This is a genomic window from Allobosea sp. UC22_33, from assembly GCF_042700715.1.
In the GTDB taxonomy this organism is placed as follows: Bacteria; Pseudomonadota; Alphaproteobacteria; order Rhizobiales; family Beijerinckiaceae; genus Allobosea.
On record NZ_CP170556.1, the window covers coordinates 3,845,637 to 3,868,752 of the forward strand.

At 67.6% G+C, this 23,116-nt stretch carries 21 protein-coding genes; 13 read left to right on the top strand and 8 right to left on the bottom strand.

Translation table 11 applies throughout. The features are described 5' to 3' along the window. Window positions 1-46 precede the first annotated feature (46 nt). Window positions 47-1,339 (top strand): adenylosuccinate synthase, encoded by a 1,293-nt coding sequence (locus tag ACFJGT_RS18760; RefSeq protein WP_377840840.1) that lies wholly within the window; start codon window positions 47-49, stop codon window positions 1,337-1,339. Between the two features lie 31 nt (window positions 1,340-1,370). Then, complete coding sequence (locus ACFJGT_RS18765; protein ID WP_377840842.1) at window positions 1,371-2,612, top strand: histidine kinase; 1,242 nt, start codon at window positions 1,371-1,373, stop codon at window positions 2,610-2,612. A 189-nt stretch (window positions 2,613-2,801) separates the two neighbouring features. On the opposite strand, the gene ACFJGT_RS18770 is transcribed toward ACFJGT_RS18765, so the two are convergent. After that, window positions 2,802-3,749 carry a polyprenyl synthetase family protein gene (locus tag ACFJGT_RS18770; protein ID WP_377840848.1) on the bottom strand — a complete coding sequence of 316 codons (948 nt, stop codon included), beginning with the start codon at window positions 3,747-3,749 and terminating at the stop codon, window positions 2,802-2,804. A gap of 140 nt (window positions 3,750-3,889) precedes the next feature. On the opposite strand from ACFJGT_RS18770, the gene mtgA reads away from it, so the two are divergent. Both mtgA and rpmF read left to right on the top strand, forming a co-directional pair. After that, the gene (mtgA, locus tag ACFJGT_RS18775) at window positions 3,890-4,546 is read left to right on the top strand and encodes a monofunctional biosynthetic peptidoglycan transglycosylase (RefSeq protein ID WP_377849014.1); all 657 of its coding nucleotides are present in this window, start codon (window positions 3,890-3,892) and stop codon (window positions 4,544-4,546) included. A 170-nt stretch (window positions 4,547-4,716) separates the two neighbouring features. After that, window positions 4,717-4,902 carry a 50S ribosomal protein L32 gene (gene rpmF, locus ACFJGT_RS18780; protein WP_047582212.1) on the top strand — a complete coding sequence of 62 codons (186 nt, stop codon included), beginning with the start codon at window positions 4,717-4,719 and terminating at the stop codon, window positions 4,900-4,902. Between the two features lie 84 nt (window positions 4,903-4,986). On the opposite strand, the gene ACFJGT_RS18785 is transcribed toward rpmF, so the two are convergent. Then, window positions 4,987-5,199: a hypothetical protein gene (locus ACFJGT_RS18785; protein ID WP_377840851.1), complete on the bottom strand. Its 213-nt coding sequence runs from the start codon at window positions 5,197-5,199 to the stop codon at window positions 4,987-4,989. Between the two features lie 172 nt (window positions 5,200-5,371). Here ACFJGT_RS18785 and ACFJGT_RS18790 point away from each other — a divergent pair, with 172 nt between their 5' ends. Both ACFJGT_RS18790 and ACFJGT_RS18795 read left to right on the top strand, forming a co-directional pair. After that, window positions 5,372-7,063 (top strand): EAL domain-containing protein, encoded by a 1,692-nt coding sequence (locus tag ACFJGT_RS18790; protein ID WP_377840853.1) that lies wholly within the window; start codon window positions 5,372-5,374, stop codon window positions 7,061-7,063. 92 nt (window positions 7,064-7,155) lie between these two features. Then, complete coding sequence (locus tag ACFJGT_RS18795; protein ID WP_377840856.1) at window positions 7,156-7,581, top strand: DUF6678 family protein; 426 nt, start codon at window positions 7,156-7,158, stop codon at window positions 7,579-7,581. Window positions 7,582-7,687: 106 nt separating this feature from the next. On the opposite strand, the gene phaR is transcribed toward ACFJGT_RS18795, so the two are convergent. Beyond that, window positions 7,688-8,290, bottom strand: coding sequence for a polyhydroxyalkanoate synthesis repressor PhaR (phaR, locus tag ACFJGT_RS18800; protein WP_377840860.1), 603 nt, complete (start codon window positions 8,288-8,290; stop codon window positions 7,688-7,690). Window positions 8,291-8,597: 307 nt separating this feature from the next. On the opposite strand from phaR, the gene ACFJGT_RS18805 reads away from it, so the two are divergent. The 3 genes from ACFJGT_RS18805 to phbB all read left to right on the top strand — a co-directional run bounded on the left by ACFJGT_RS18805 (window position 8,598) and on the right by phbB (window position 10,877). Further along, window positions 8,598-9,776: an acetyl-CoA C-acetyltransferase gene (locus ACFJGT_RS18805; protein ID WP_377840864.1), complete on the top strand. Its 1,179-nt coding sequence runs from the start codon at window positions 8,598-8,600 to the stop codon at window positions 9,774-9,776. A 16-nt stretch (window positions 9,777-9,792) separates the two neighbouring features. Further along, complete coding sequence (locus ACFJGT_RS18810) at window positions 9,793-10,008, top strand: DUF1737 domain-containing protein (protein ID WP_377840868.1); 216 nt, start codon at window positions 9,793-9,795, stop codon at window positions 10,006-10,008. A gap of 143 nt (window positions 10,009-10,151) precedes the next feature. Continuing rightward, window positions 10,152-10,877: an acetoacetyl-CoA reductase gene (gene phbB, locus ACFJGT_RS18815; protein ID WP_377840874.1), complete on the top strand. Its 726-nt coding sequence runs from the start codon at window positions 10,152-10,154 to the stop codon at window positions 10,875-10,877. A 108-nt stretch (window positions 10,878-10,985) separates the two neighbouring features. Here phbB and ACFJGT_RS18820 read toward each other — a convergent pair whose 3' ends face one another. Beyond that, entirely contained in the window at window positions 10,986-12,188 is a 1,203-nt protein-coding gene (locus tag ACFJGT_RS18820) for an MFS transporter (protein ID WP_377840878.1), read from the bottom strand. Between the two features lie 167 nt (window positions 12,189-12,355). Between ACFJGT_RS18820 and ACFJGT_RS18825 the strand changes: the two genes are divergently transcribed. Next, window positions 12,356-13,213 carry a DMT family transporter gene (locus ACFJGT_RS18825; RefSeq protein WP_377840882.1) on the top strand — a complete coding sequence of 286 codons (858 nt, stop codon included), beginning with the start codon at window positions 12,356-12,358 and terminating at the stop codon, window positions 13,211-13,213. Window positions 13,214-13,327: 114 nt separating this feature from the next. Here ACFJGT_RS18825 and ACFJGT_RS18830 read toward each other — a convergent pair whose 3' ends face one another. The 4 genes from ACFJGT_RS18830 to argH all read right to left on the bottom strand — a co-directional run bounded on the left by ACFJGT_RS18830 (window position 13,328) and on the right by argH (window position 19,548). After that, on the bottom strand, window positions 13,328-16,063 hold the full coding sequence (locus ACFJGT_RS18830) for a TIGR02302 family protein (RefSeq protein ID WP_377840884.1): 2,736 nt from the start codon (window positions 16,061-16,063) through the stop codon (window positions 13,328-13,330). A 145-nt stretch (window positions 16,064-16,208) separates the two neighbouring features. Continuing rightward, a complete protein-coding gene (gene lysA, locus ACFJGT_RS18835; RefSeq protein WP_377849016.1) occupies window positions 16,209-17,498 on the bottom strand; it encodes a diaminopimelate decarboxylase in 1,290 nt (429 codons plus the stop codon). Window positions 17,499-17,656: 158 nt separating this feature from the next. After that, window positions 17,657-17,920: a lipoprotein gene (locus ACFJGT_RS18840; protein WP_377840887.1), complete on the bottom strand. Its 264-nt coding sequence runs from the start codon at window positions 17,918-17,920 to the stop codon at window positions 17,657-17,659. A 242-nt stretch (window positions 17,921-18,162) separates the two neighbouring features. Then, entirely contained in the window at window positions 18,163-19,548 is a 1,386-nt protein-coding gene (gene argH / locus ACFJGT_RS18845) for an argininosuccinate lyase (protein WP_377840889.1), read from the bottom strand. A 30-nt stretch (window positions 19,549-19,578) separates the two neighbouring features. Here argH and ACFJGT_RS18850 point away from each other — a divergent pair, with 30 nt between their 5' ends. The 3 genes from ACFJGT_RS18850 to ACFJGT_RS18860 all read left to right on the top strand — a co-directional run bounded on the left by ACFJGT_RS18850 (window position 19,579) and on the right by ACFJGT_RS18860 (window position 23,062). Next, window positions 19,579-20,205 (top strand): TlpA family protein disulfide reductase, encoded by a 627-nt coding sequence (locus ACFJGT_RS18850; RefSeq protein WP_377840891.1) that lies wholly within the window; start codon window positions 19,579-19,581, stop codon window positions 20,203-20,205. Between the two features lie 75 nt (window positions 20,206-20,280). Continuing rightward, entirely contained in the window at window positions 20,281-21,255 is a 975-nt protein-coding gene (locus ACFJGT_RS18855) for a hypothetical protein (RefSeq protein ID WP_377840894.1), read from the top strand. 76 nt (window positions 21,256-21,331) lie between these two features. Then, on the top strand, window positions 21,332-23,062 hold the full coding sequence (locus tag ACFJGT_RS18860) for a carbamoyltransferase (protein ID WP_377840896.1): 1,731 nt from the start codon (window positions 21,332-21,334) through the stop codon (window positions 23,060-23,062). Window positions 23,063-23,116: the final 54 nt, after the last annotated feature.

A 23,116-nucleotide genomic window follows, 5' to 3' on the forward strand; every position in this document is an offset into this window, starting at 1 on the left:
GCCGCTTGCATGAGGCAACGCGGTAACAAGCAGGGACACCTCGCTCATGGCGAATGTTGTGGTGGTCGGCGCCCAGTGGGGCGACGAGGGCAAGGGCAAGATCGTCGACTGGCTTTCCAGCCAGGCCGATGTCGTCGTCAGGTTCCAGGGCGGCCATAATGCCGGCCATACGCTTGTCATCGACGGCGTCGTCTACAAGCTCTCGCTGCTGCCTTCCGGCATCGTCCGCCCCGGCAAGCTCTCGGTCATCGGCAACGGCGTCGTGGTCGATCCCTGGCACCTCGTCGAGGAAATCTCCAAGCTGCGTGCCCAGGGCGTCGCGATCACGCCCGACAACCTGCGCATCGCCGACAACGCGACGCTGATTCTGCCGCTGCACCGCGAGCTCGACCATTTCCGCGAGACCTCGAATGCCGGCATGAAGATCGGCACGACCAAGCGTGGCATCGGCCCGGCCTATGAGGACAAGGTCGGCCGCCGCGCCATCCGTGTCATCGACCTCAAGGACGAGGCCCTACTCGAAGCCAAGATCGAGCGCCTGCTCGCCCATCACAACGCGCTGCGCCGCGGCCTCGGCATCGGCGAGGTCGACGGCAAGGAACTGCTCGGCCAGCTCAAGGCGATCGCGCCCGAAGTGCTGCCTTATGCCACATCGGTCTGGGCGCTGCTCGATGCCGAGCGCCGCGCCGGCAAGCGCATCCTGTTCGAAGGCGCACAAGGCGCGCTGCTCGATGTCGACCACGGCACCTATCCCTTCGTCACCTCCTCGAACATCGTCGCCGGCCAGGCCGCGACCGGCTCCGGCATGGGTCCATCCGCCGTCGGCTATGTGCTGGGCATCGCCAAGGCCTACACCACCCGCGTCGGCGAAGGCCCCTTCCCGACCGAGCTCTTCGACGAGATCGGCGAATTGATCGGCACCAAGGGCAAGGAATTCGGCGTCGTCACCGGCCGCAAGCGCCGCTGCGGCTGGTTCGATGCCTGCCTCGTGCGCCAGACGGTCAAGACCTCCGGCATCGACGGCATCGCGCTGACCAAGCTCGACATCCTCGACGGCTTCAAGGAGATCAAGGTCTGCGTCGGCTACAGGCTCGACGGCCAGATTCTCGAGCATCTGCCGGCCGGCCAGAACGACCAGGCCCGCGTCGAGCCGATCTACGAGACGATCGAGGGCTGGGAAGGCTCCACCGCCAATGCCCGCTCCTGGGCCGACCTCCCGGCGCAGGCCATCAAGTACGTCCGCCGCATCGAGGAGCTGATCGGCGCCACCGTCGCCGTGCTCTCCACCAGCCCGGAGCGCGACGATACGATCCTCGTCCATAATCCTTTCGAGGGTTGACGGCGGACGCCATCAGCGACAAGTGAGGCCAATGGCCGACTTCTATCCGATCCTGGCGCGTGCGGTCGCCGGGCTGCCCGAAACCTCTCCCGAGGCCCGGCGCGCCATCTACGACCGGGCGCGGGCTGCGCTCGTCGCGCAGCTGCGTGGGCTCGACCCGCCGCTGAGCGAGGCCGAGATCATGCGCGAGCGCCTGTCGCTCGACGAGGCCGTCGCCCGGATCGAGGCTGATTACGACGAGGCGCCCGCCCCACCTCCGGCATCGGACGGCCCGGTGATCCGCACGGTCGAGAACCCGACGCTGCCGATCCGCCCGCCGACGCCGAAGAAGGCGCCGGACTTCGCACCGCTTCCGCCCGCAGCAGGGCAGGATGATGGCGAGCCCCTGCCCGAGCCGGCCGAGCCGCAGGCAGCGCGCCCCCGCGTGCAGCCGCCGCGCGAACGACGGGTCAAGCCCGGCCATATCCGCTCCGCCGTCGTCGGCGGCGTCGTGGCGGTGGCGGTCGCAGCCATCGCGGCCACTGCCATCTATGTCCACAAGCTCCGGCCGCAGGACACGCCGCGCCCGAGCAGCGAAACCGCGCAGCGCAGCCAGCCGGCGCAACCCGACAATGCCGGCAAGATCTCCGAGCGGGCCGGCGAGCCCGGCACTGCCCCGCAGAACCGGCCCGCCGGCACTCCGCAGGGCAACACGCCCGGCACCCCCGTGCCGCAGCCCGGCGGCGATATCGCGGTCGCCCAGCGCGCCGTCCTCTTCATCGAGGTGCCCGAGACCCCGCAGCAGCCGCAAACCAGGACCGGCCGCGTGTTCTGGCGCCTCGACAGCGAGAGCGCCGGCCAGGGCCGGCCGATCGAGACCATCGTGCGGGCGACCGTCGAGATCCCCGAAGAGGGCCTGAGCCTCGACTTCACCATCCGCCGCAACACCGATTCGGCCTTCCCGGCCTCGCATATCATCGGCCTGCGCTTCACCAGCACCGGCGACCCGGCCACCCAGACCGTCAAGGAAGTCGGCGTTCCCCAGTTCAAGAGCGAGGAAGGCGAGCGCGGCGCGCCGCTCTCGGCGATCAACTCCGCGCTCGGCGACAACCTCTTCGTCGCGGCCTTGTCGAATGTGCCGGTCGAGGTCGAGCGCAATGTCGACCTCATCCTGAGCCGGAGCTGGATCGACGTGCCAGTACGCTTCGCCTCCGGCCGGCGCGGCATCATTACCTTCGAGAAGGGCGTCTCCGGCAGCCAGACGCTCGCCGACGCCTTCGGCCGCTGGCGGTAAGAGGCGGCTCCGCTGCCCTCATTCTCGGGTGAAGCGAGGCGTCAAAGGCCATAGGCGTGACTTTTCGTCATGGTCGGGCTTGTCCCGACCATCCACGTCTTCATCGATGCCATGCGGTGTTCAAGACGTGGATGCTCGCCACAAGGGCGAGCATGACGTCGTGTTTCTCTCGGGCAGACGGCTAAATCTCTAGCTCTTCCGCTGCGCCGCGAACCGTGCCGCCGCCCGGAGCATGTCCGCCTCCGGGCCGTAGCCCGCCAAGGCCTCCACCGCCTCGGTGCTCAACCGGTCGCGCTCGCGCTTGGCGCCGTCGAGGCCGAGCACGCCGACCAGCGTCCCCTTGCCCTTGTCCGCGTCCTTGGCCGTCGCCTTGCCCATCTGCTCGGCATCCGATTCGACGTCGAGGATGTCGTCGGCGATCTGGAACGTCGCGCCGAGCGCCCGGCCATAGCGCCCGAGCGCTGCCAGCGCCGCCGCGTCCGCTCCGCCGAGCCGGGCGCCGATCTCGACGCTCGCCGCCAGCAGCGCCCCGGTCTTCATCGCCTGGAGCCGCCGGATCTCGGCCTCCGGAAGCGCACCGCGCACGGACTCGAATCGCCCTTCGGCAGCAAGGTCCAGCATCTGGCCGCCGACCATGCCCCCACACCCCGAGGCCCGCGCGAGGCTTGTCACCAGCGCCGCGCGCACCGCACCGTCGGGATGCGTCGCCTCGTCGGCCAGCACCTCGAAGGCCAGCGTCAGCAGGGCATCGCCCGCCAGAATGGCGGTCGCCTCGTCGAAGGCCTTGTGCACGGTCGGGCGGCCGCGACGCAGGTCGTCGTCATCCATCGCCGGCAGGTCGTCATGCACCAGCGAATAGCAATGCAGCAGCTCGACCGCGGCGCCGGCCCGCCGGGCCTGCTCGGCGGGAACGCCGAGGAACCGCGCCGTCTCCACCGTCAGGAAGGGCCGCAACCGCTTGCCGCCGGCCAGCGCGCCATGCCGCATCGCCGCAAGCAGGCGCGGCGGACGTGCGATCTCGCCGGAAGCGGGGGCATCGGACAGCAGGGCCTCCAGCAGCGCCTCGATGGCGGCCGCATTCTGCGCCAGCCGGGCATCGAGATCGCCGGGATTGGCCGGAGAGGGGACGGAACTCATGCGCAGGTCTCGCGTTCGCTGCCGGAAGGGGGGGCCTTGCCGGACGTTCGTCGCATCGTCAAGCTGCGGCGCCTTGGGCACGGGCCATGACGGCCGGGCCGGTCGAACGGCAGCGGGGATGAAGCAAGGTGCTGGGTAGGATTCTCGGCCTCTGCTTCCGGACCGCCCTCTGGCTGCTCATCGCCCTCGCGGGCCTGATCCTGCTCTATCGCTTCGTGCCGGTGCCCTCGACGCTGATGCTCGGCCGCTGGCTGGTGCTCAAGCCCGTCGAGCGCGACTGGGTGCCGCTCGACCAGATTTCTCCGCACCTGATCAAGGCCGTCATCGCCTCCGAGGACCAGCGCTTCTGCAGCCATCGCGGCGTCGACTGGGTCGAGCTCAACAAGGTGCTGGAGAACGAGGACGGCCCGAGCCGTGGCGCCTCGACGCTAACCATGCAGACCGCCAAGAACGTCTTTCTCTGGCCCGGCCGCTCTTATATCCGCAAGGGGCTGGAGATCCCGCTCGCCATGGCGATCGATCTCGCCTGGTCTAAGCCGCGCGTCATCGAGGTCTATCTCAACGTCGCCGAATGGGGCGAAGGCCTGTTCGGGGCCGAAGCCGCGGCACAGCGCTATTTCCGCAAATCCGCGGCACGGCTGACGCCCGCCGAGGCGGCGCGGCTCGCCGGTGCCCTGCCCAATCCGCTGCTGCGCAATCCGGCCAAGCCGAATCGGGCGCTGCAATCCGCCGCCGGGCGCAGTTTGCGTCAGCTTGGCCAGCTCGGATCGCTCGGGGATTGCGCGCTGCCGGGTTGATCGGCAGGATGTCGGGCACTTCGGGCCATGCCGGCGAAGAAATCCGGATTCGGCACTAGCCATCCGTGCCCTGACGGTGTAAGGCCAACGCCTCACGAGATTGATCCGTCGCTGTGGCGGATGCGTGGCCTTGGGCCAGCGTCCGGGCGGTGGCATGATGGAGAAGTAGAATGGCCGTTCCGAAGAGAAAGACGTCGCCGTCGAAGCGTGGCATGCGCCGCTCGGCCGACGCCCTGAAGCAGCCCACCTATATCGAGGACAAGAACTCGGGTGAGCTGCGCCGTCCCCACCACGTCGACCTGAAGAGCGGCATGTATCGCGGCCGTCAGGTCCTGAAGGTCAAGACCGACGCCTGAGGGGCCGGTCTTCCGGCGCCGGCAGCGATGCCGGCATGCCCACCAAAGCTTGAAACCGGCCGCAAGGCCGGTTTTTCTTTGCCTTCAGCCATGCGCCCCTTGCAGGCGGATATTCCCGGCCGGAGCGGCAAGCCGTGCCGCGGCTCGGTAGCAGCCTGCCGCCGCCTGCGGGCTCGCCCGGCCCCGCCGGGCGAAAGGCCCGATCTCCGCACGCGCCGCAGCCGCCTGCAGGAGCACCAGCGCCGATGCGTTGGCGTCAGTGGCGTTCCGTTCGGTCCAGCTTCCGGCCTCGGCCATGTATCACTCCGGCACACGCAACTTGTGACGGAGTCGTTAGTGCAAGGAATCGACCAGCCTTAACGCCGCGTTAATCTGAAATACCGCATCGTTTCGAAGCACTTCCCATCACATGGACAGGGCGCCGAAGCACCGGAACGGAGCCGCGCGGCCGTCCGATCGAGGCCGACCGATGCCCTCCCCGTCGATCTTCAGCTTCCAGAACGGCAGCACGGTTGATCCCCGCAGTATCCTCTCCTCGATCGGCGAAGTGGTCTATGGCTGGGACATCCAGAGCGACACGCTGAGCTGGGGGCCGAACGCCGCCGAGGTCCTCGGCGCGATTCCCGAGCAGACCATGCAGCGCGGCCTCGCCTTTGCCGGCCTGGTCGAGCCCGGCAGCGGACCGAGCCGCTACGACGCGATCTTCTGCTCCAGCGACCACGACAAGGGCGAAGGCGTCATCTACCGCACGCGCTATGCGATCGACCTCGCCGGCCGCAAGATGTGGGCCGAGGATACCGGCCGCTGGTTCGCCGGCAACGATGGCTACCCGGCGAGCGCGCGCGGCGTGCTCAGGCTCGAACGGGCCGCCCGGCCCGACGAGCTCGAGCAGTTCGGCAGCGAGCTCTGCGACCGTCCCGCCCTGGTCGAGCGAATCGGCATGGCCCTGCAGGAGCACCTGCCGGCGGAGCGGCCGGTCGTGGTCCTCGTCGCCGCGATCGACGAGCTTGCCCGCCTCAACGACGATTTCGGCCATGAGGCCACCGACGAGATCATCGGCACCGTCCATGAGCGCCTGCGCTCGGTGACGCGCCGGCGCGACCATCTCGTCCGCTATGCCGGCAACAGCTTCGCGATTCTCCTGGTCGGCTGCCCGCCCGAGCAGGTCGAGCCTGCCGCCCGTCGCTTCATCAAGGTCGTCGCGCAATCGGCCATCGAGACCAGCCGCGGCATCGCCTTGGTGCGGCTGCGCGTCGGCGCGGCCAGTGCGCCCGAACTCGGCAGCCATGGCGGCACGCTGCTGGCCGCCGCGGAAGGCGCCCTGGCGAGCGCGCGGGCCGGCGCCGTCGACACCGCCGTCATGGCCAAGCCGCAGCCGCGGCGCAGCCCCGGCACCGAACAGACCGGCTTCGACGTCCAGGCCATCGCGGCCCTGAACGAACGCCGCGTGCGCCTCGCCCTGCAGCCGATCGTCCGGACGGCTTCGCGCGAGGTCGCCTTCCACGAGGCGCTGCTGCGCGTCGGCCAGGGCGACACCGGTCTCTATTTCGCCTCGGCCGAGCTCATTCCGATGCTGGAGCGGCGCGGCCTCGTGCGGCTCTTCGACCAGCGCGTGCTGGAGCTCGCGATCGAGATGCTCGGGGCCGATCCGAAGCTCAATCTCTCGGTCAACGTCTCGCCGCGTTCCCTGAACGACCCCGAATGGTTCGACGCCTTCGTCGCCTGTACCAGCGCAGCGCGCGGCAAGGCCGCACGCCTGATCGTCGAGATCACGGAAACGGCGACGATCGAGAATCCCGGCCGGATGGCCAAATTGCTGGGCCGGATCAAGGAACAGGGCGCGCGTGTCGCGATCGACGATTTCGGCGCCGGCCACACCTCGCTGAAGCACCTGCGCGCCTTCCCGATCGACATCCTCAAGATCGACGGCGCCTTCACCCAGAACCTGCGCCGCTCGACCGACGACCGCTTCTATGTCCGCACCCTGGTCGAGCTCGCCAGCCATCTCGGCGTCGAGACGGTGGCCGAATGGGTCGATGACGAGATGCAGGCGAGCATGCTGCGCGACTGGGGCGTCACCTATCTGCAGGGTCATCTCGTCGGGCGGGCTGAGACGGTCGAGCCGCCACAGGCCGCGCCGCGCCGGCTGGCGGTGGGTTGAGGCAGGGGCCGTTTCGAGGACGGTCACGGCGTTTGGCTCGATGGCTGCTATCGTCCCGTTGCGGACATTTCTTCTGCGTGACACGGTAGCGTATGGCTACGCACTCCCGAGCTGATCTCGACCGGCTATCGTCATTGGCCCGGCGTGAGTTTTCTCACGCTCACATGTCGGACACGAAGTGGAGAAAGCTGTTTTCGGCTATGGACGATGCCGGTGTCGGACTCGATCAGATGATCGTGAAATTCATCGATGTACCCGAGCCGAAGGTCATGGACTTCCCCTCGGCTAGCTCCCTTCATCCACCCATACCTTGGGTAGACAGCCAATTCGGCCCTATCGAACTCCGCGCGATCGAGTGGCTGGATATTCCGGCTGTTTCCCGTTCCCCACGGCCAAACAATGTCCCGGCCCGCGAAGTTGCTCAGGACATCGCGGCGGCGGAAGCTATCCTCCGGCATCTCAACTGCAATTTCGTAGCCTTGCCCACCGGGCTAAGGGTTGTCGGCTATAGCCGATAAGGTCCGCTCCCGACCCTTCCCAGACATCCCCGACATCGGCCATCTGCCAATAAAAAAACCGCGCCCTCGTTTCCCGAGAGCGCGGCTCGAAATCGTCAGGCTAACCTCAGCGCGAGCGCGACAGCTTGTCCAGGCGCTCGCGCATCTCGTTGAGCTCGCGCTTGAGATCGCCGATATCGCCGCTGGCGGCTTCCGCCGCGGGCTTCGCGCCGGCGGCCGCGTCCTGCTTGGCCTGCGCCGCCGCGGTGAACGGGTTGAACAGCCGGAACGCGTCCTGGAAGATCTGCATGTTCGCCCGCGTCTGCGCCTGGATGGCGTCGAGCGCATTGCCGCCGAAGGCCGTTCCACCGAAGGCCTTGCTCATCTGCTCGCGGAACTTGCTCTGTTCCTGCGTGAGGTTCTCCATCGAGAACTCCAGATAGCGCGGCACCAGCGCCTGCATGCTGTCGCCGTAGAAGCGGATCAGCTGGCGCAGGAACGCGATCGGCAGCAGGTTCTGCCCGTCCTTGGCCTCCTCGTCGAAGATGATCTGCGCCAGCACCGAGCGGGTGATGTCCTCGCCGGACTTGGCGTCATAAACGACAAAATCCTCGCCCGAGCGCACAAGCCCGGCAAGGTCCTCCAGGGTGACATAGGAGCTGGTGCCCGTATGATAGAGACGCCGGTTGGCGTATTTCTTGATGACGGTCGGTTCTTTATCGCTGGCCATCGGTCCTGCTTGACGTTGATCCGCGGCCGCCGGTGGTTCCGGCGTGCTCTGCGAAACGGTCTCCCATGGTCAGACGATAGCCTGTCGGTGCTGCACCGCAAGCTCTTTGAGCGGGCGCTGCAAAAATCCGCGGAAGTCTCTGCAACCGCAGGCATAGACTCTCCCTTACGTCACCCGATTGGCGACGCCCCGCACGATTTCGCCTCTTGCCCGTCTTGACGGCGCCGCAGCAGGCTTCGAAGGTGGCGGAGAACGGTTGAGCCGGCGGGAGCGGCGCAACCGCAACAACAAAGCGAGGAACCCTCTCATGGCAGATTCGGATATCGTGATCGTCGGTGCGGCCCGCACCGCGGTCGGTGCCTTCAACGGCGCTTTTGCCAACACTCCCGCCCATGATCTCGGCGCCGTCGCGATCAAGGAAGCGCTGAAGCGGGCCAAGGTCGAGGCGGCCGAGGTCGATGAAGTCGTGCTGGGCCAGGTGCTCGCCGCCGGCCAGGGCCAGAACCCGGCCCGCCAGGCCGCCATGGCCGCCGGCATCCCGCAGGAGAAGACCGCCTGGGGCCTCAACCAGCTCTGCGGCTCGGGCCTGCGCACCGTCGCCATCGGCCTGCAGCAGATCGCCAATGGCGATGCCAGCATCATCGTCGCCGGCGGCATGGAATCGATGTCGCTCGCCCCGCACGCCTCCTACATGCGCGCCGGCACCAAGATGGGCGACGTCAAGTTCGTCGACACCATGATCAAGGACGGCCTCTGGGACGCCTTCCACGGCTACCACATGGGCACGACCGCCGAGAACGTCGCGACCAAGTACCAGATCAGCCGCGAGGAGCAGGACCGCTTCGCCGTCGCCTCGCAGAACAAGGCCGAGGCGGCCCAGAAGGCCGGCCGGTTCAAGGACGAGATCGCGCCGGTCACCATCTCCTCCCGCAAGGGCGACATCGTCGTCGACAGCGACGAGTATCCGCGCCACGGCGCGACGCTGGAGGCCATGGCCAAGCTCCGCCCCGCCTTCTCGAAGGACGGCACGGTGACCGCCGGCAACGCGTCGGGCCTCAATGACGGCGCCGCCGCGCTCGTCATCATGACCGCCAAGGAAGCGGCCCGCCGCGGCCTCACCCCGCTCGCCCGCATCGCCTCCTGGGCGACCGCCGGCGTCGATCCCGCGATCATGGGCACCGGCCCGATCCCCTCGACCCGCAAGGCGCTCGAGAAGGCCGGCTGGAAGGTCGGCGACCTCGATCTGGTCGAGGCGAACGAGGCCTTCGCCGCGCAGGCTCTGGCGGTCAACAAGGACCTCGGCTGGAACCCGGACATCGTCAACGTCAATGGCGGCGCGATCGCGATCGGCCATCCGATCGGCGCGTCCGGCGCCCGCGTGCTGGTGACGCTGCTGCACGAGATGGCCAAGCGCGACGCCAAGAAGGGCCTCGCCACGCTCTGCATCGGCGGCGGCATGGGCGTCGCCATGGCCGTGGAGCGCTGAGACAAGCGCCCCGCTCATGGCGAAGCGCACGACGCTCTATCGCTATCTCACCGGGCCCGATGACGCCTCGTTCTGTCATCGGGTTTCCGAAGCGCTGAGCCTCGGCTGGTCGCTCTACGGCCAGCCCACCCTGACCTTCGACGCGGTCCAGGGCCGGGTCATCTGTGGCCAGGCCATCATCAAGGATGTGGACGCTGACTACGCGCCCACGCTGCAACTGTCTGAACAATAACGGCGGCAAGCCGGAGCATCGGACCGAAAAGTGGAATGCACTTTTCGGGTCAATCCGATGCTGAAACAAAGAACTGGATCGCCAATTCGCGTCTGTAAGAACGCACAACGATCTGGACCGATCACTGAAAGGGAGAATGGCCTATGGCGAAGGTGGCATTGGTTACGGGGGGCTCGCGCGGCATCGGCGAGGCGATCTCGAAGGGTCTGAAGGCGGCCGGCTACAACGTCGCCGCGAGCTATGCCGGCAATGACGAGGCTGCGGCCAGGTTCACCGCCGAGACCGGCATCAAGACCTATAAATGGGACGTCTCGGACTATGAGTCCTGCGTCGCCGGCATCGCCAAGGTCGAGGCCGATCTCGGGCCCGTCGACGTGCTCGTCAACAATGCCGGCATCACCCGGGACGGCATGTTCCACAAGATGACGAAGGAACAGTGGGACGCGGTGATCAACACCAACCTGAACTCGCTGTTCAACATGACCCGCCCGGTCTGGGAAGGCATGCGCGCCCGCAAGTTCGGCCGCGTCATCTGCATCTCCTCGATCAACGGCCAGAAGGGCCAGATGGGCCAGGTCAACTACTCGGCCGCCAAGGCCGGCGATATCGGCTTCGTCAAGGCGCTGGCCCAGGAAGGCGCGCGCGCCGGCATCACCGTCAACGCGATCTGCCCCGGCTATATCGCGACCGAGATGGTCAAGGCGATCGACCCGGCCGTGATCGAGAAGTCGATCCTGCCGCATATCCCGGTCGGCCGCCTCGGCGAGCCCGAGGAGATCGCGCGCGCGGTCGTGTTCCTGGCCAGCGACGACGCCGGCTTCATCACCGGCTCGACCCTCTCCGCCAATGGCGGTCAGAACATGGCCTGATCAGCCGCGCCGCCTGATGCGTGCAGGCGGCTGAAATGGAAAGACTCCGCAATCGCCGCGTGGCCGATTTCGGGGTCTTTTTCGTTTCGAACGATGGCGCCGTGCGCCTCACCCCTGCCGGCCGCCCTTCGGCAGCAGGAAGGTCAGCAGGCCGAAGGCCGGCAGCCAGGCACAGATCTTGAACACCTCGATGATGCCGATCTTGTCGGCGAGCAGGCCGATGCCTGCTGCCGCCACGCCGCCGAGCCCGAAGGACAGGCCGTAGAACAGCCCGCCGACGAGGCCGACCCGATGCGGCACGAGGTCGATCGCGTAGATCAGGATCGCCGAGAAGGCGCTCGACATGATGAAGCTGACGACGACGCTGAGCACGCCGGTCCAGAACAGATCGGCGTGGGGCAGCAGCAGCGCGAAGGGCAGCGAGCCCAGGATCGACAGCCAGATCACCCGGTCGCGGCCGATCCGGTCGCCGATCATGCCGCCGACGATCACGCCGATCGCACCGACGACGAGATAGAGGAACAGCATGATCTGCGAGAGCTGGATCTCGATGCCGAAGCGCTCGATCAGGTAGAAGGTGTAGTAGGAGGTGAAGGCCGCGGTGTAGCCGTTCTTCGAAATCAGCAGCATGACCAGAACGGCCATCGCCAGCAGCACGCGTCCATGCGGCAGGCCGTGGCTCGCGCTTTCCTCGACATGGGCCGCGGAGGATTTCTGCTCGCGCCGCATCGCCGAATAGCGGGATCCGAGCCAGCCCATCACCAGCATCGCCACCAGCACCACGCCGGAGAACCAGGATAGGCTCTCCTGCCCGCGCGGCATCACCACCGCCGCAGCCAGCAGCGGGCCGACCGAATAGCCGATATGGCCGCCGACCTGGAACACGCCCTGCGCCAGGCCCTGGCGGCCGGCCGCGGCATGGCGCGCCATCCGCGTCGCTTCCGGATGAAACACCGCCGAGCCCAGCCCGATCAGCCCCGCCGCGAGCAGGACCATGACGTAGCTATGGGCGAAGGAGAGCATCAGCAGGCCCGCCAGCGTCGCGCACATGCCGGCGACCATCGCATAGGGCCAGGGCCTGCGATCGGTGACGAAGCCGAGGATCGGCTGCAGCAGCGAGGAGGTCACCTGGAAGGCGAGCGTAATCAGGCCGATCTGCACGAAATCGAGCTGATAGTTCTCCTTGAACAGCGGATAAAGCGCCGGGATCATCGACTGGACGAGATCGTTCAGCAGATGCGCCACGCTGAGCGCTGCCAGAACCGGCATCAGCGGGCGGCGAGTGACGGATTGCAGCGGGATCGTGGTCATAAAGCAGGCAATGAGCCGCCTTTCGCACGCGGTCAACGGGGTCGGGAGCATGACGCCCATGGCTGCAAGGCTGGGTTGCGGTGCAGCATCCCGCCGCCGGCGCCCGGTGCCCCATCGGCAAGCCCAGTAAAACCTGCTATCGCCCCGGTCTTCATACCCGGCCGCTCATGACCTCCCGCACCGCGACCCTCATCGGCTTCTGCGCCATCCTGCTCTGGTCGACGCTCGCGCTGTTCACGGCGATGTCGGGCCGCGTCCCGCCTTTCCAGCTTGTCGCCATGACCTTCGTCATCGGCGGCCTGCTCATCCTCGTCATCACGGCTTTGCGCGGGCAGCTGTCCCGTATCCGCCCGACCCTGGCCTCCTTCGCGCTCGGGCTCTACGGCCCCTTCGGCGACACAGCACTGTACTACGCCGCCGTGAAGACGGCTCCGCCGGCCGAGGCGAACCTGATCCACTATCTCTGGCCGCTCCTGATCGTGCTCTTCGCCGCGCTGCTACCCGGCGGCGGCCTCAAGCCCCGCCATCTCGTCGGCGCGCTGATCGGATTGGTGGCGACCGGTCTCCTCGTCTCGGGCGGCCTTGGCACCGGCGGCGGATTGGCGTTCGGCCATGTGCTGGCGGCGCTCGGCGCCTTCGTCTGGGCGAGCTATTCGGTCGCCTCGCGCCGCTTCGCCGATGTGCCCTCGGAGAGCCTTTGCGTGACGATGTTGGGCTGTGCCATCCCGGCGCTCGCCTGTCATTTTGCCTTCGAGAGCACGCTCTGGTCGCTGACACCAGTCGAATGGGGCGGCGTGCTCGGTCTCGGCCTCGGCTCGATCGGGCTCGCCTTCGTCGTCTGGGATATCGGCATGAAGCAGGGCGACGTCGCCCTGCTCGGCGTCGCCTCCTACGCAGCGCCGGTGCTCTCGACGCTGATCCTCGTGCTGTTCGGCTATGCCCCGGCGAGCTGGCTGCTCGCGGCGTCCTGCGCGCTGATCGTCGTGGGCGCATTGGTGGCCAGCAGCGGCGGGCGCAAGGGCTGACCATCATCGTCATGGCCGGGCTTGTCCCGACCATGCACGTCTTCATTCTTGCCCCGCGGCGCTCAAGACGCGGATGCCCGCCACAAGGGCGAGCATGACGGTCGTGCATTCCGCTCAATTCCGCCTGAGCAGCCGCTCCAGATAGTCCAGCTCTTCCGTTGGGCGCAGGGGATCGCCGAGCCGCTTGCGCAGCTCTTCCAGGATGCGCCGTGCCCGCTGGGTCGCGCTCTCGTCGGCGCCCGGCACCTTGACCCGGCCATCGGCCCAGTCGCGCTGGCGCTGCGGCCGGCCGAGCGGGTCCTCGCTGCCGCGCTGCTGCGCCGAAGGCCGGCCCTGCTGGCGCCCGTCCGGCTCGCCATAGGCCTGTCCCTCGCCTTCGCCCTCTCCGGGCTGACCCTGCTGCATCTGCTGGGCGAGGTTCTGCCCGCCCTTGCGCAACGCCTCCAGCGCACGCCCCTGCGCGTCGAGAGCGCCCTCGCCCTGCCCCTGACCGAGCTGCCCTTCGGCCTCGCGCATCGCGTCCTCGGCCTCGTCGAGCTCGCCGTTCTGCGGCGCGCCCATGCCGCGCATCCGCCGCTGCAAGTCCTGCAATCGCTCGCGCAGGGCCTGCTGGCGCTGCGACAGGCCCTGTCCCTGCCCCTGGCCGTTCTGGCCCTGCATGCCCTCGCCGCCTTCGCCGTCCTCACCCTGCTCGCCGGGCTGCTGCCCCGGCTGCTGGCCGCGTTGTCCCTGCTGACCCTGTTGGCCGCGCTGCCCTTGCTGGCCCTGCTGGCGCTGGCCGGGGCGCGCCTGCTGCTGGCCCGGGCGCTGGCCACGCTGGGTCTGGCCCTGTCCCTGCTGGCGGCGCTGCTCGTTCTGATAGGTCTCGTCGCGCAGGTTCTGCTGGTCACGCGTCATCCGGTCGAGATCACCCAGCGCCTGGTTCATCTCGCGCTGGCGCGGGTCCTGCTGGCCCGGACGCGCCATCTGGAGATTGTTGAGCATCCGGTTGAGCTCTTCCATCAGGCGCTGCGCCTCGGCCATGTCGCCGCGCTTCGAGAGTTCCTCGATGCGGTCGAGCATGTTCTGCAGGTCGCGCGGCGTCACCGTGCGGAAATTCTCCGGCAGGCGGGCCTGGTCGCGCTCGCCGTTCTGCTGTTGCTGGCGCATCATCTGCTCGGCGAGCTGGCGCATGAAATTGTCCATGGCCCGGCGCATCTCGTCGGTGAGCTTCTTGATCTCCTCCTCGGAAGCGCCGCGCTCCAATGCCTGCTGCAGGTTCTCCTGCGCCTGACGCAGCGCTCGCTCGGCATCGGACATGTCGCCGTCCTCGAGCTGGAGCGCCATCGCCCACATCAACTCGGAAACCTCGCGCAAGGCGTCGTCGCCACCGGCCCGGCGCAGGCGCTCGGCCAGCATGCGCATGCCTAGATAGACGCCGGGCTCCTTCATGAAGAGGCCGGGCTCGATCATCAGCGCATCCATGGCGAGCTGCACCTTGGAGCGGTCCTCGACATCCATGACGAGCTTGCGGCGCTGCTCGACCAGCGCCTTGGCCAGCGGCTTGGTGAAGGTGCGCTGCGGCAGCACGACCTCCAGCGGCTCGCTGCGGCCCTCCTGTCCGGCCTCGTCCTTGGCGATCAGCACCATCCTGACCTTGGCGCCGGCCCAGGGATGGGCCGAGAAATCGACCGTGCTCTTGTTCTCCTCCTCGCCCGAGGCGGAGGACGGCACGGCGAGATTCTGCTTCGGCGGATCGACCAGCGAGCGCCCGCCCTTGGCGACGTCGGGCCGCGAGACATTCACCTCGATCGAGGCGATCCCGTAATCGTCCTTGGCCTTGTAGGTGATGGCGAGCCCACCGGATTGCGCGCCGGTGACCGGCTTCGGCGGATCGGTGAAGGCGATGGTCGGCGGCTGGTCGGCGACCGAGGTGATATTGAGCGTGGTGCCGGGCGCACCGCTGCCGGTGAGCTTCAGCGTGCCATTGCCGGCGAGCGTGAAGCGCTTCTCCAGAACCGCCTGCTGCGGCCCGGTCGGCTGAGCGGGCTTGGCCTGGCCCTCCTTGGCTTCGCCCTCCTTCGCTTCCGGCTTGATCAGGTCGAGCCGGCCGGTCGTGGCGACATCCATGTTGGCCTTGCCGGCGATGCGCACGACGATGACCGATTTCTCGGGCACGCTCAGATGCGGGCTCGCCAGCTTGGCGAAATCGATCAGGATCGGCGGCAGCCGCGTATAGGCGGGCGGATCGATCCAAGCGTCGATCCGGGTCGAGGCGGCGATGGCGGACGGCCCCTTCCAGTCGAAGGCGGCAGACAGGCGCTGCGTGACCTCGGGCCCGGCGACGAAGAAGCCGGTGATCGCGGCGAGCAGCGGCACGGCGCGCAGCGCCCGCCGATCATGCCCGGCCATGCGCGGCTGCGGCGGCTGCACGCGCAACGCCGCGACCTGCTGGCTCTGGCGCTCGACATGCAGCTTCCACAGGGCCTGCGAGACCGGATCGGCCGAGCCGATCGCGAGACTGTCCTCCAATGACGAAGCTGGGCGATGACCGTCGACGACGGACCGGTCGAGCCGCGTCAGCGCGTCGCGATGCGTCGGCGGGACGAGGCGGGCGACATGCCAGAGGCTGGCGGCGAAGGCCCCGGCAAAGGCCAGGACGCCGACGACACGCCCATACCAGGGCAGATAGGTCCACAGGCCGAACCAGGACACGGCGAGGAAGGCGAGGACGACACCGAGCGGTATCCACAGCCGCGGCCACAGCCGTTCCCAGCCGAGCGACAGGCGCGAGGCCAGCGCGAGACGGCTGAGCCGCTGCCGGATGCCGTCGATCGTGTCGGGCGCCTTGCGGCGCTCTGCCTCGCTCATGCCATCGCTCCGGGCAGCCCCCATTCCTGTCTGAACTCGCCTGACCAAATCAGGCTAGCACGGGAATGTGGCATTGCCAGCGCGAAGAGCCGCCAACGCACAACGCTCCGCCTTTCGTGAACGGAGCGGCGCGGGATTGGGCCGATCAGCCAAACCAGCCTGGCAGCTTGTCCGTGCCGAGGAGCTCCTCATAGCTCTGGCGCGGGCGCGTCACGGCGTATTGGTCGCCCTTGACCATGACCTCGGCCACCAGCAGGCGCTGGTTATAGGTCGAGGACATCGAGGCGCCATAGGCACCGGCCGTCATGAAGGCGATGAGATCGTTCTGGCGCAATTGCGGCAGCTTGCGCCCGGTGGTGAAGGTGTCGCCCGATTCGCAGATCGGCCCGACCACGTCGTAAGCCGCTTCCGGCCCGCCGATCTCGGGCTCCGTCACCGGCCAGATCTCGTGATAGGCCTCGTACATCGCCGGCCGGACGAGATCGTTCATCGCCGCGTCGACGACAAGGAACTGCTTGGTCGGGCGCGCGTTGAGATGCAGCACCCGCGTCAGCAGGACGCCGGCATTGCCGACGATCAGGCGCCCGGGCTCGAAGCCGAGCTCGACATCGAGCCCCTTCGTCACCTTGGCGACCATCGCGGCATAGGCATCGATCAGCCCCGGCCCATAATCGAAGGTCTTCGGAATATCGTAGGGGATGCCGAGCCCGCCGCCGAGATCGAGCCGGTCGACCCGGTGACCCTCGCCCTTCAGGTCGCCGACCAGCGCGACCATCTTGGTATAGGCCGCCTCGAAGGCATCGATCTCGCGGATCTGGCTGCCGATATGGACGGCAAGCCCCATGATCCGCACGCCCTGCATATTGGCCGCCCGCGCATAGAGCCGTCCGACCTCCTCGAAGGAGACGCCGAACTTGTTCTCCGAGGAGCCGGTCGTGATCTTGGCATGGCCGCCGGCGCCGATATCGGGATTGACCCGGAACACCGCCTCCTGCCGCTTGCCGAGCTGGCTTGCGACCTTGGAGAGCAGGTCGAGCTCGCTCTCGCTCTCGATATTGACCTGGTAGAGCCCGGCTTCGACCGCGAAGCGCAATTCCTGCTCGCTCTTGCCGACGCCCGAGAACACGATCTTCTCGGGCGGGATGCCGGCGGCGAGCGCCTTGCGCACCTCGCCTTCCGAGACGGTGTCGATGCCGGCGCCGAGCGCACCCAGCGTCTTCAGCACGCCGAGATTGCCGTTCGCCTTCATGGCGTAGAAGACATGGGCCTTGCCGGCCGGCGCAGTCGTCTTCATCGCCGCCTCGAACAGCTTGTAGTGCCGCTCGATCGTCGCGCTCGAATAGACATAGACCGGCGTGCCGACCTCGGCCGCGATCCGCTGGAGATCGACACCCTCGGCATGAAGCGAGCCGTCGCGATAGGCGAAATGATGCATGGGATTGACCCTGAAAGACTTGCTGAAATTCACGCCGTCATCCCGGCCGGAGCGAAGCGTGGAGCCAGGATCCATTCCGGACCCCTTCGAAGGCAGCGCTCAGGCATGGATCCCGGACCTCCCTTCGGTCGCCCGGGGCGGCCGCGAGGAAACCGGAATCACATCAGCGGATCGAGGGCGAAAGGCTTGTCCGGCACGGTGATCGCCTTGTTCGCCTTGGTCGGCTTGGCCAGCACGGAGGCCGAGCCCAGCGAGGCGGGATCGTTCTCCTTGGCGCCGATCTGGTCGTCCGGCAGGTCGATGGCGCCGGTGGCATTGGGCGGCGCCTCCAGCGGCCCCTTGCGCCCGCAGGCGGCGAGCGCAACGGCCAGCAGACCGACAACCAGCAAGGTGCGGCCAAGTTTCAGGCGGGAATCAAGCACGAAAACGAACCCTCGGGCGAAACGTGGCGGGACCTTAGCGGAGGATGCGGCGGAGCGCGAGCGCTTGTGACACCCCTCTGTCATTCCGGGGCTTCGCGTAGCGAAGAACCCGGAACCCACGACTAGGTGAGGCATCAATTGCCCGTTGCAGACCGCGCGCCCAGTCGTGGATTCCGGGTTCGCGCCTACGGCGCGCCCCGGAATGACAACGGTGAGCTGCTGCGAGCAGATATCGCCAGACCTCAGCCTTTCGCGAGCTGCTTCAGCCAGCGCCTGGCCTGCTTGCGGACATTGGCCGGGGCCGTGCCGCCGTAGCTAACGCGGCTCTTCACCGACTGGTCGACGCCGAGCACGGCGAAGACGGCATCGGTGATCTGCGGTTCGACCGCCTGCATCTCGGCGAGCGAGAGCTTCTCCAGCCCGACCTTCTTCTCCGAGGCGATACCGACGAGACGGCCGGTGACATGATGCGCGTCGCGGAACGGCATCTTCAGCACGCGCACCAGCCAGTCGGCGAGATCGGTCGCGGTGGCGTAGCCGAGGCCGGCGGCCTTCTTCATCACCTTGAGATCGGGCTGCATGTCGCGGACCATGCCGGCGGTCGCGGCGAGGCAGAGCGACAGCGTCTGGAGCGCGTCGAACGTGCCTTCCTTGTCCTCCTGCATGTCCTTCGAATAGGTCAGCGGCAGGCCCTTCATCATCGTCAGCAGGCCCTGCAGCGCACCGAAGACGCGCCCAGCCTTGCCGCGCACCAGCTCGGCCGCGTCGGGATTGCGCTTCTGCGGCATGATCGACGAGCCCGTCGAGAAAGCGTCCGAGAGCCGGACGAAACCGAATTGCGGCGTCGACCACAGCACGATCTCCTCGGCGAAGCGCGAGAGATGCATCGCGCAGATCGAGGCCGCCGAGAGCGTCTCCAGCACGAAATCGCGGTCCGAGACCGAATCGAGCGAATTCGCGGTCGGCCGGTCGAAGCCGAGCGCCTTCGCCGTCATGTGCCGGTCGATCGGGAAGGAGGTGCCGGCGAGCGCGGCAGCGCCGAGCGGGCATTCGTTGAGGCGGGCGCGGGCGTCGCGGATGCGGCTGCGGTCGCGGCCGAGCATCTCGACATAGGCGAGCAGGTGATGGCCGAAGGTGACCGGCTGCGCCGATTGCAGATGGGTGAAGCCCGGCATCACCGCGCCGGCGTAAGCTTCGGCCTTCTCGGCCAGCGCCTGCTGGAGATCGGCCATCTGGCCGTCGATCTCGTCGAGCGTATCGCGCACCCAGAGCCGCATATCGGTCGCGACCTGGTCGTTGCGCGAGCGGGCGGTATGCAGGCGGCCGGCGGCAAGGCCGATCTTGTCCTTGAGATTGGACTCGATGTTCATGTGGACGTCTTCGAGCGCCCGCGAGAACGTGAAGGCGCCGCTCTCGATCTCGCCCTCGACCTTTTTCAGGCCGGCGGTGATCGTCGCGACATCCTCCTTGGTCAGGATGCCGGTCTCGGCCAGCATGGCCGCATGCGCCAGCGAGCCGCGGATATCCTGGCGCCAGAGCTTCCTGTCGAAATCGATGGAGGCATTGATCTCCTCCATGATGGCGTCGGGACCTGTGGCGAAACGCCCACCCCACATGCGATTGCTCACGACGGTCTTTCCTGCTTTTGAGGACGCATAATGACGTCTGGAAAAAAGATCGGACTGGCCCTCGGGGTCGTGGCGGCGCTCGGCCTCGCTGGCGTAGCCGCCTTCTACTCCGTCCGGGGCGATGCCGGCAACGGATCATGCAGCGCGGCACGCACGGCGGCCGCTCGCATGAAGCCGCTTATCACGGGCGAGGTCGCGGCCGTCGAACTGCGCACCAACCCGCAGCCGGCGCCGGCACTTGCCTTCACCGGTCCGGACGGCCAGCCGACGACGCTTGCCGCGCTCAAGGGCAAGACCCTGCTGGTCAACCTCTGGGCGACCTGGTGCGCTCCCTGCCTGAAGGAGATGCCCTCGCTCGACGCTCTGCAGAAGGAGATGGGTGGGCCGGATTTCGCAGTCGTCGCGATCAATATCGACACGCGCAATCTCGACAAGCCGAAGACCTGGCTCGCCGATAACCGGATCACCGCCCTGCCCTTCTACGGCGATCCGCAGGCCGCGACCTTTCAGGCTCTGCGCGCCGCCCACAAGGTCGAGGGCATGCCGGTCAGCCTCATCGTCGACAAGGCCGGCTGCGAGCTCGGCATCATCCAGGGTCCGGCCGACTGGGCGAGCATTGACGCGAAGGCGCTGATGAAGGCCGCCATCGGCCGCTGATTGACGGCCGTGAACCGCGCGGGCTTATTGCGCGACGGTGGGAGGTAGCATCCGTCGTAAGCGAGGTCTTCAATCTTGAATATATCCACCTTCCGCGCGGCGCTTCTGCGCTGCCTTCTCGCCGTGTCCCTGCTCGGCGCCGGCCTCGGGCTCGCCCAGGCCCAGGACCGCAAGGTCATCACCGGCACGACCGTTTCGATCGTCCCGCTCGACGGTTTCACCCCGTCGACGACCTTCGCCGGGCTGGAGAGCGCGAGCACCAAGGCCTCGCTCCTCATCGTCGAACTGCCGCCGCAGGCCCATGACCAGCTCGCCCCGCTCTTCGCCGACCGCGAAAAAGCCAAGGCAAACTTCGCCCGCCAGAACATCACCGTCGACGACATCGAAACCATCGAGACCGGCGCCGGCCCCGCCCCGCTGATCACCGGCAGCCAGGAGGCGAACGGCACGAGCTACGACAAGTGGATCGTGCTGCTGAAGGGCGAGAAGACCGTGATGATCACCGTCCAGTCGCCGGATGGCGCCGATCTCGATCCCGACGACATCGTCGCGATGCTCAAGACGGTCTCGCTCGGCGCCCCGCCCAGCATCGCCGACAAGCTCAAGGCCCTGCCCTTCACGGTCGCCGCCGCCGAGCCGTTCCGGATCCTCGATACGCTCGGCGGTTCCGGCGTGCTGATGACGGCCGGCCCGCTCGATGTCGACCCCTCCGGCACGCAGCCGATCATCGTCGTTGCCTATCAGCTTTCCGCGCCGATCCCGGCCGACAAGCTCGAGGCCGGCGCCGAAGCCCTGCTCAAGCAGACCAAGAACCTCGAAACCGCAGTGATCACGGCGCGCGAGCGCGTGACCTTCGCCGGTGCGCTAGGCATCCTGCTTTCGGGCACGGCCACGGATCGCGGCACCGAGAAGCGCTTCGCGCAGTACATGGCGGTGGGCACCGACGGACGCTTCGTCAGGCTGATCGCGATCGCCCCGGCCAGCGCCTATGACGGCGTCAAGGCCGGCATCGAGAAGGTCGCGGCCAGCATCGCCTTCGCCGCGAAATAGTCCGGCGCCGCGTCACCCTGTCGCGCTCTCCGCTCAATCCAATTGGCTGAGGGCGCCGACAAGGGTAAGGCAGGGCATGACCTATACGATCGGCCTTGCCACCACCTTCCACGATCCCGCCATCGCGATCATCGGTCCCGATGGCGAGGTGCTCTTCGCGGAAGCGACCGAGCGCTACCTCCAATACAAGCGCGCGCCGAACTGCGAGCCGGATTCGGCGCCGCGCATGGAAGGCCTGCTCAAGCGCTATATCCCCGGGGATGCCGAGGTCCGCATCGCCACGAGCTGGGGCGAGGATTTCACCGGCTTCCTCGACCAGATGGCCCGCGCCGGCTCCTTCACGCTGGATGCGCTGCTCAAGCTCTCGCCCGAACTCAACCGTTCGCTGGTGCCGGAACGAACCGAGCGCGCGCTGATCGCCTCGCTGCATCTCGGCCAGCAGCGCGCCGGCATGGGCGTGTTGCTGGGGCTCGACCGCGCCTATGGCAAGGCCAATGTCACCGGCCTCAAGCGCTACGGCCACCATCTCAGCCACGCCGCCTATGCCTGCTGGTCCTCGCCCTTCGATAGCGCCGCCTGTCTCGTCGTCGACGGCATGGGCGAGACCGGGGCCTCGGCCATCTTCGCGCTGGAGAACGGCAAGCTCCGCGAAGTGAAGCGCCATCGCGGACGCGAATCGATCGGCTTCTATTTCGGGCTCGTCACCGACCTCGCCGGTTTCGACCAGGCCAAGGGCGAGGAATGGAAGATCATGGGGCTCGCCCCCTACGGCAAGACCGATCCTGAATTGATGGCGCTGCTGCGCAAGCTCTACTCGATCGAGGGCCACAAGCTCTCCTTCGCCAAGGCGGACGTGGTGCAGGGCGTCGCCGCCGAGATCCTGGCGAAGCGGCCGGCGGACGCGCTCGACCAGGGCTGGGCCGATCTCGCCCGCTGCGGGCAGGACGTCTTCGCCGAGATGATGGAAGCCTTGCTGGCTGAGGCCGCTGCGCTGGTCCCGAGCGAAAGCCTCGTCATGGCCGGCGGCTGCGCGCTGAATTCCTCCTTCAACGGCAAGATCGCCGGCCGCCATGGCTTCAAGACGGTGTTCGTGCCCTCCGCCCCGGCCGATGACGGCAATGCGATCGGCGCCGCCTGGCTTGCCCATGCCGAGGCCAACCCGGACTGGCGCGCACCGAAGGGGCCGCTCTCGCCCTATCTCGGCTCGATCGTCTCGACCGAGCCCTTCGAGCGCATGCAGCTCTGGGAGAAGCGCCTGCGCAAGCTCTCCCCCGACGAGATTGCGCCCGTTACTGCCAAGCTGCTCACCGAAGGCAAGCTGATCGGCTGGGTGCAGGGCCGCGCCGAGTTCGGGCCGCGCGCGCTCGGCAACCGCTCGATCATCGCCGATCCGCGCCCGGCCGACGCCAAGGACATCCTCAACGCCAAGGTGAAGTACCGCGAGGCCTTCCGCCCCTTCGCGCCCTCGATCCTAGCCGAGCATGCCGCCGACTGGTTCGAGAACTATCAGGATGCGCCCTATATGGAGCGCACGCTGGTCTGGAAGGAAGCGGTCCGCGACCGCGTCCCGGCCGTGGTCCATGAGGACGCGACCGGCCGGCTCCAGAGCGTCACGGCCGAGCGCAACCCGCGCTATCACGCGCTGATCTCGGCCTTCCATGACCTGACGGGCGTGCCGGTGATCCTCAACACCTCCTTCAACATCATGGGCAAGCCGATCCTGCACACGGCGGAGGATGCGATCCTGATGTTCTACACGAGCGGGCTCGACGCGCTGGTGATCGAGGACTGGCTGCTGGTGAAGTAGCCGGCGGTCAGCCTTCCAAACACGCCGTCATCCCGGACGCAGCGAAGCGGAGAC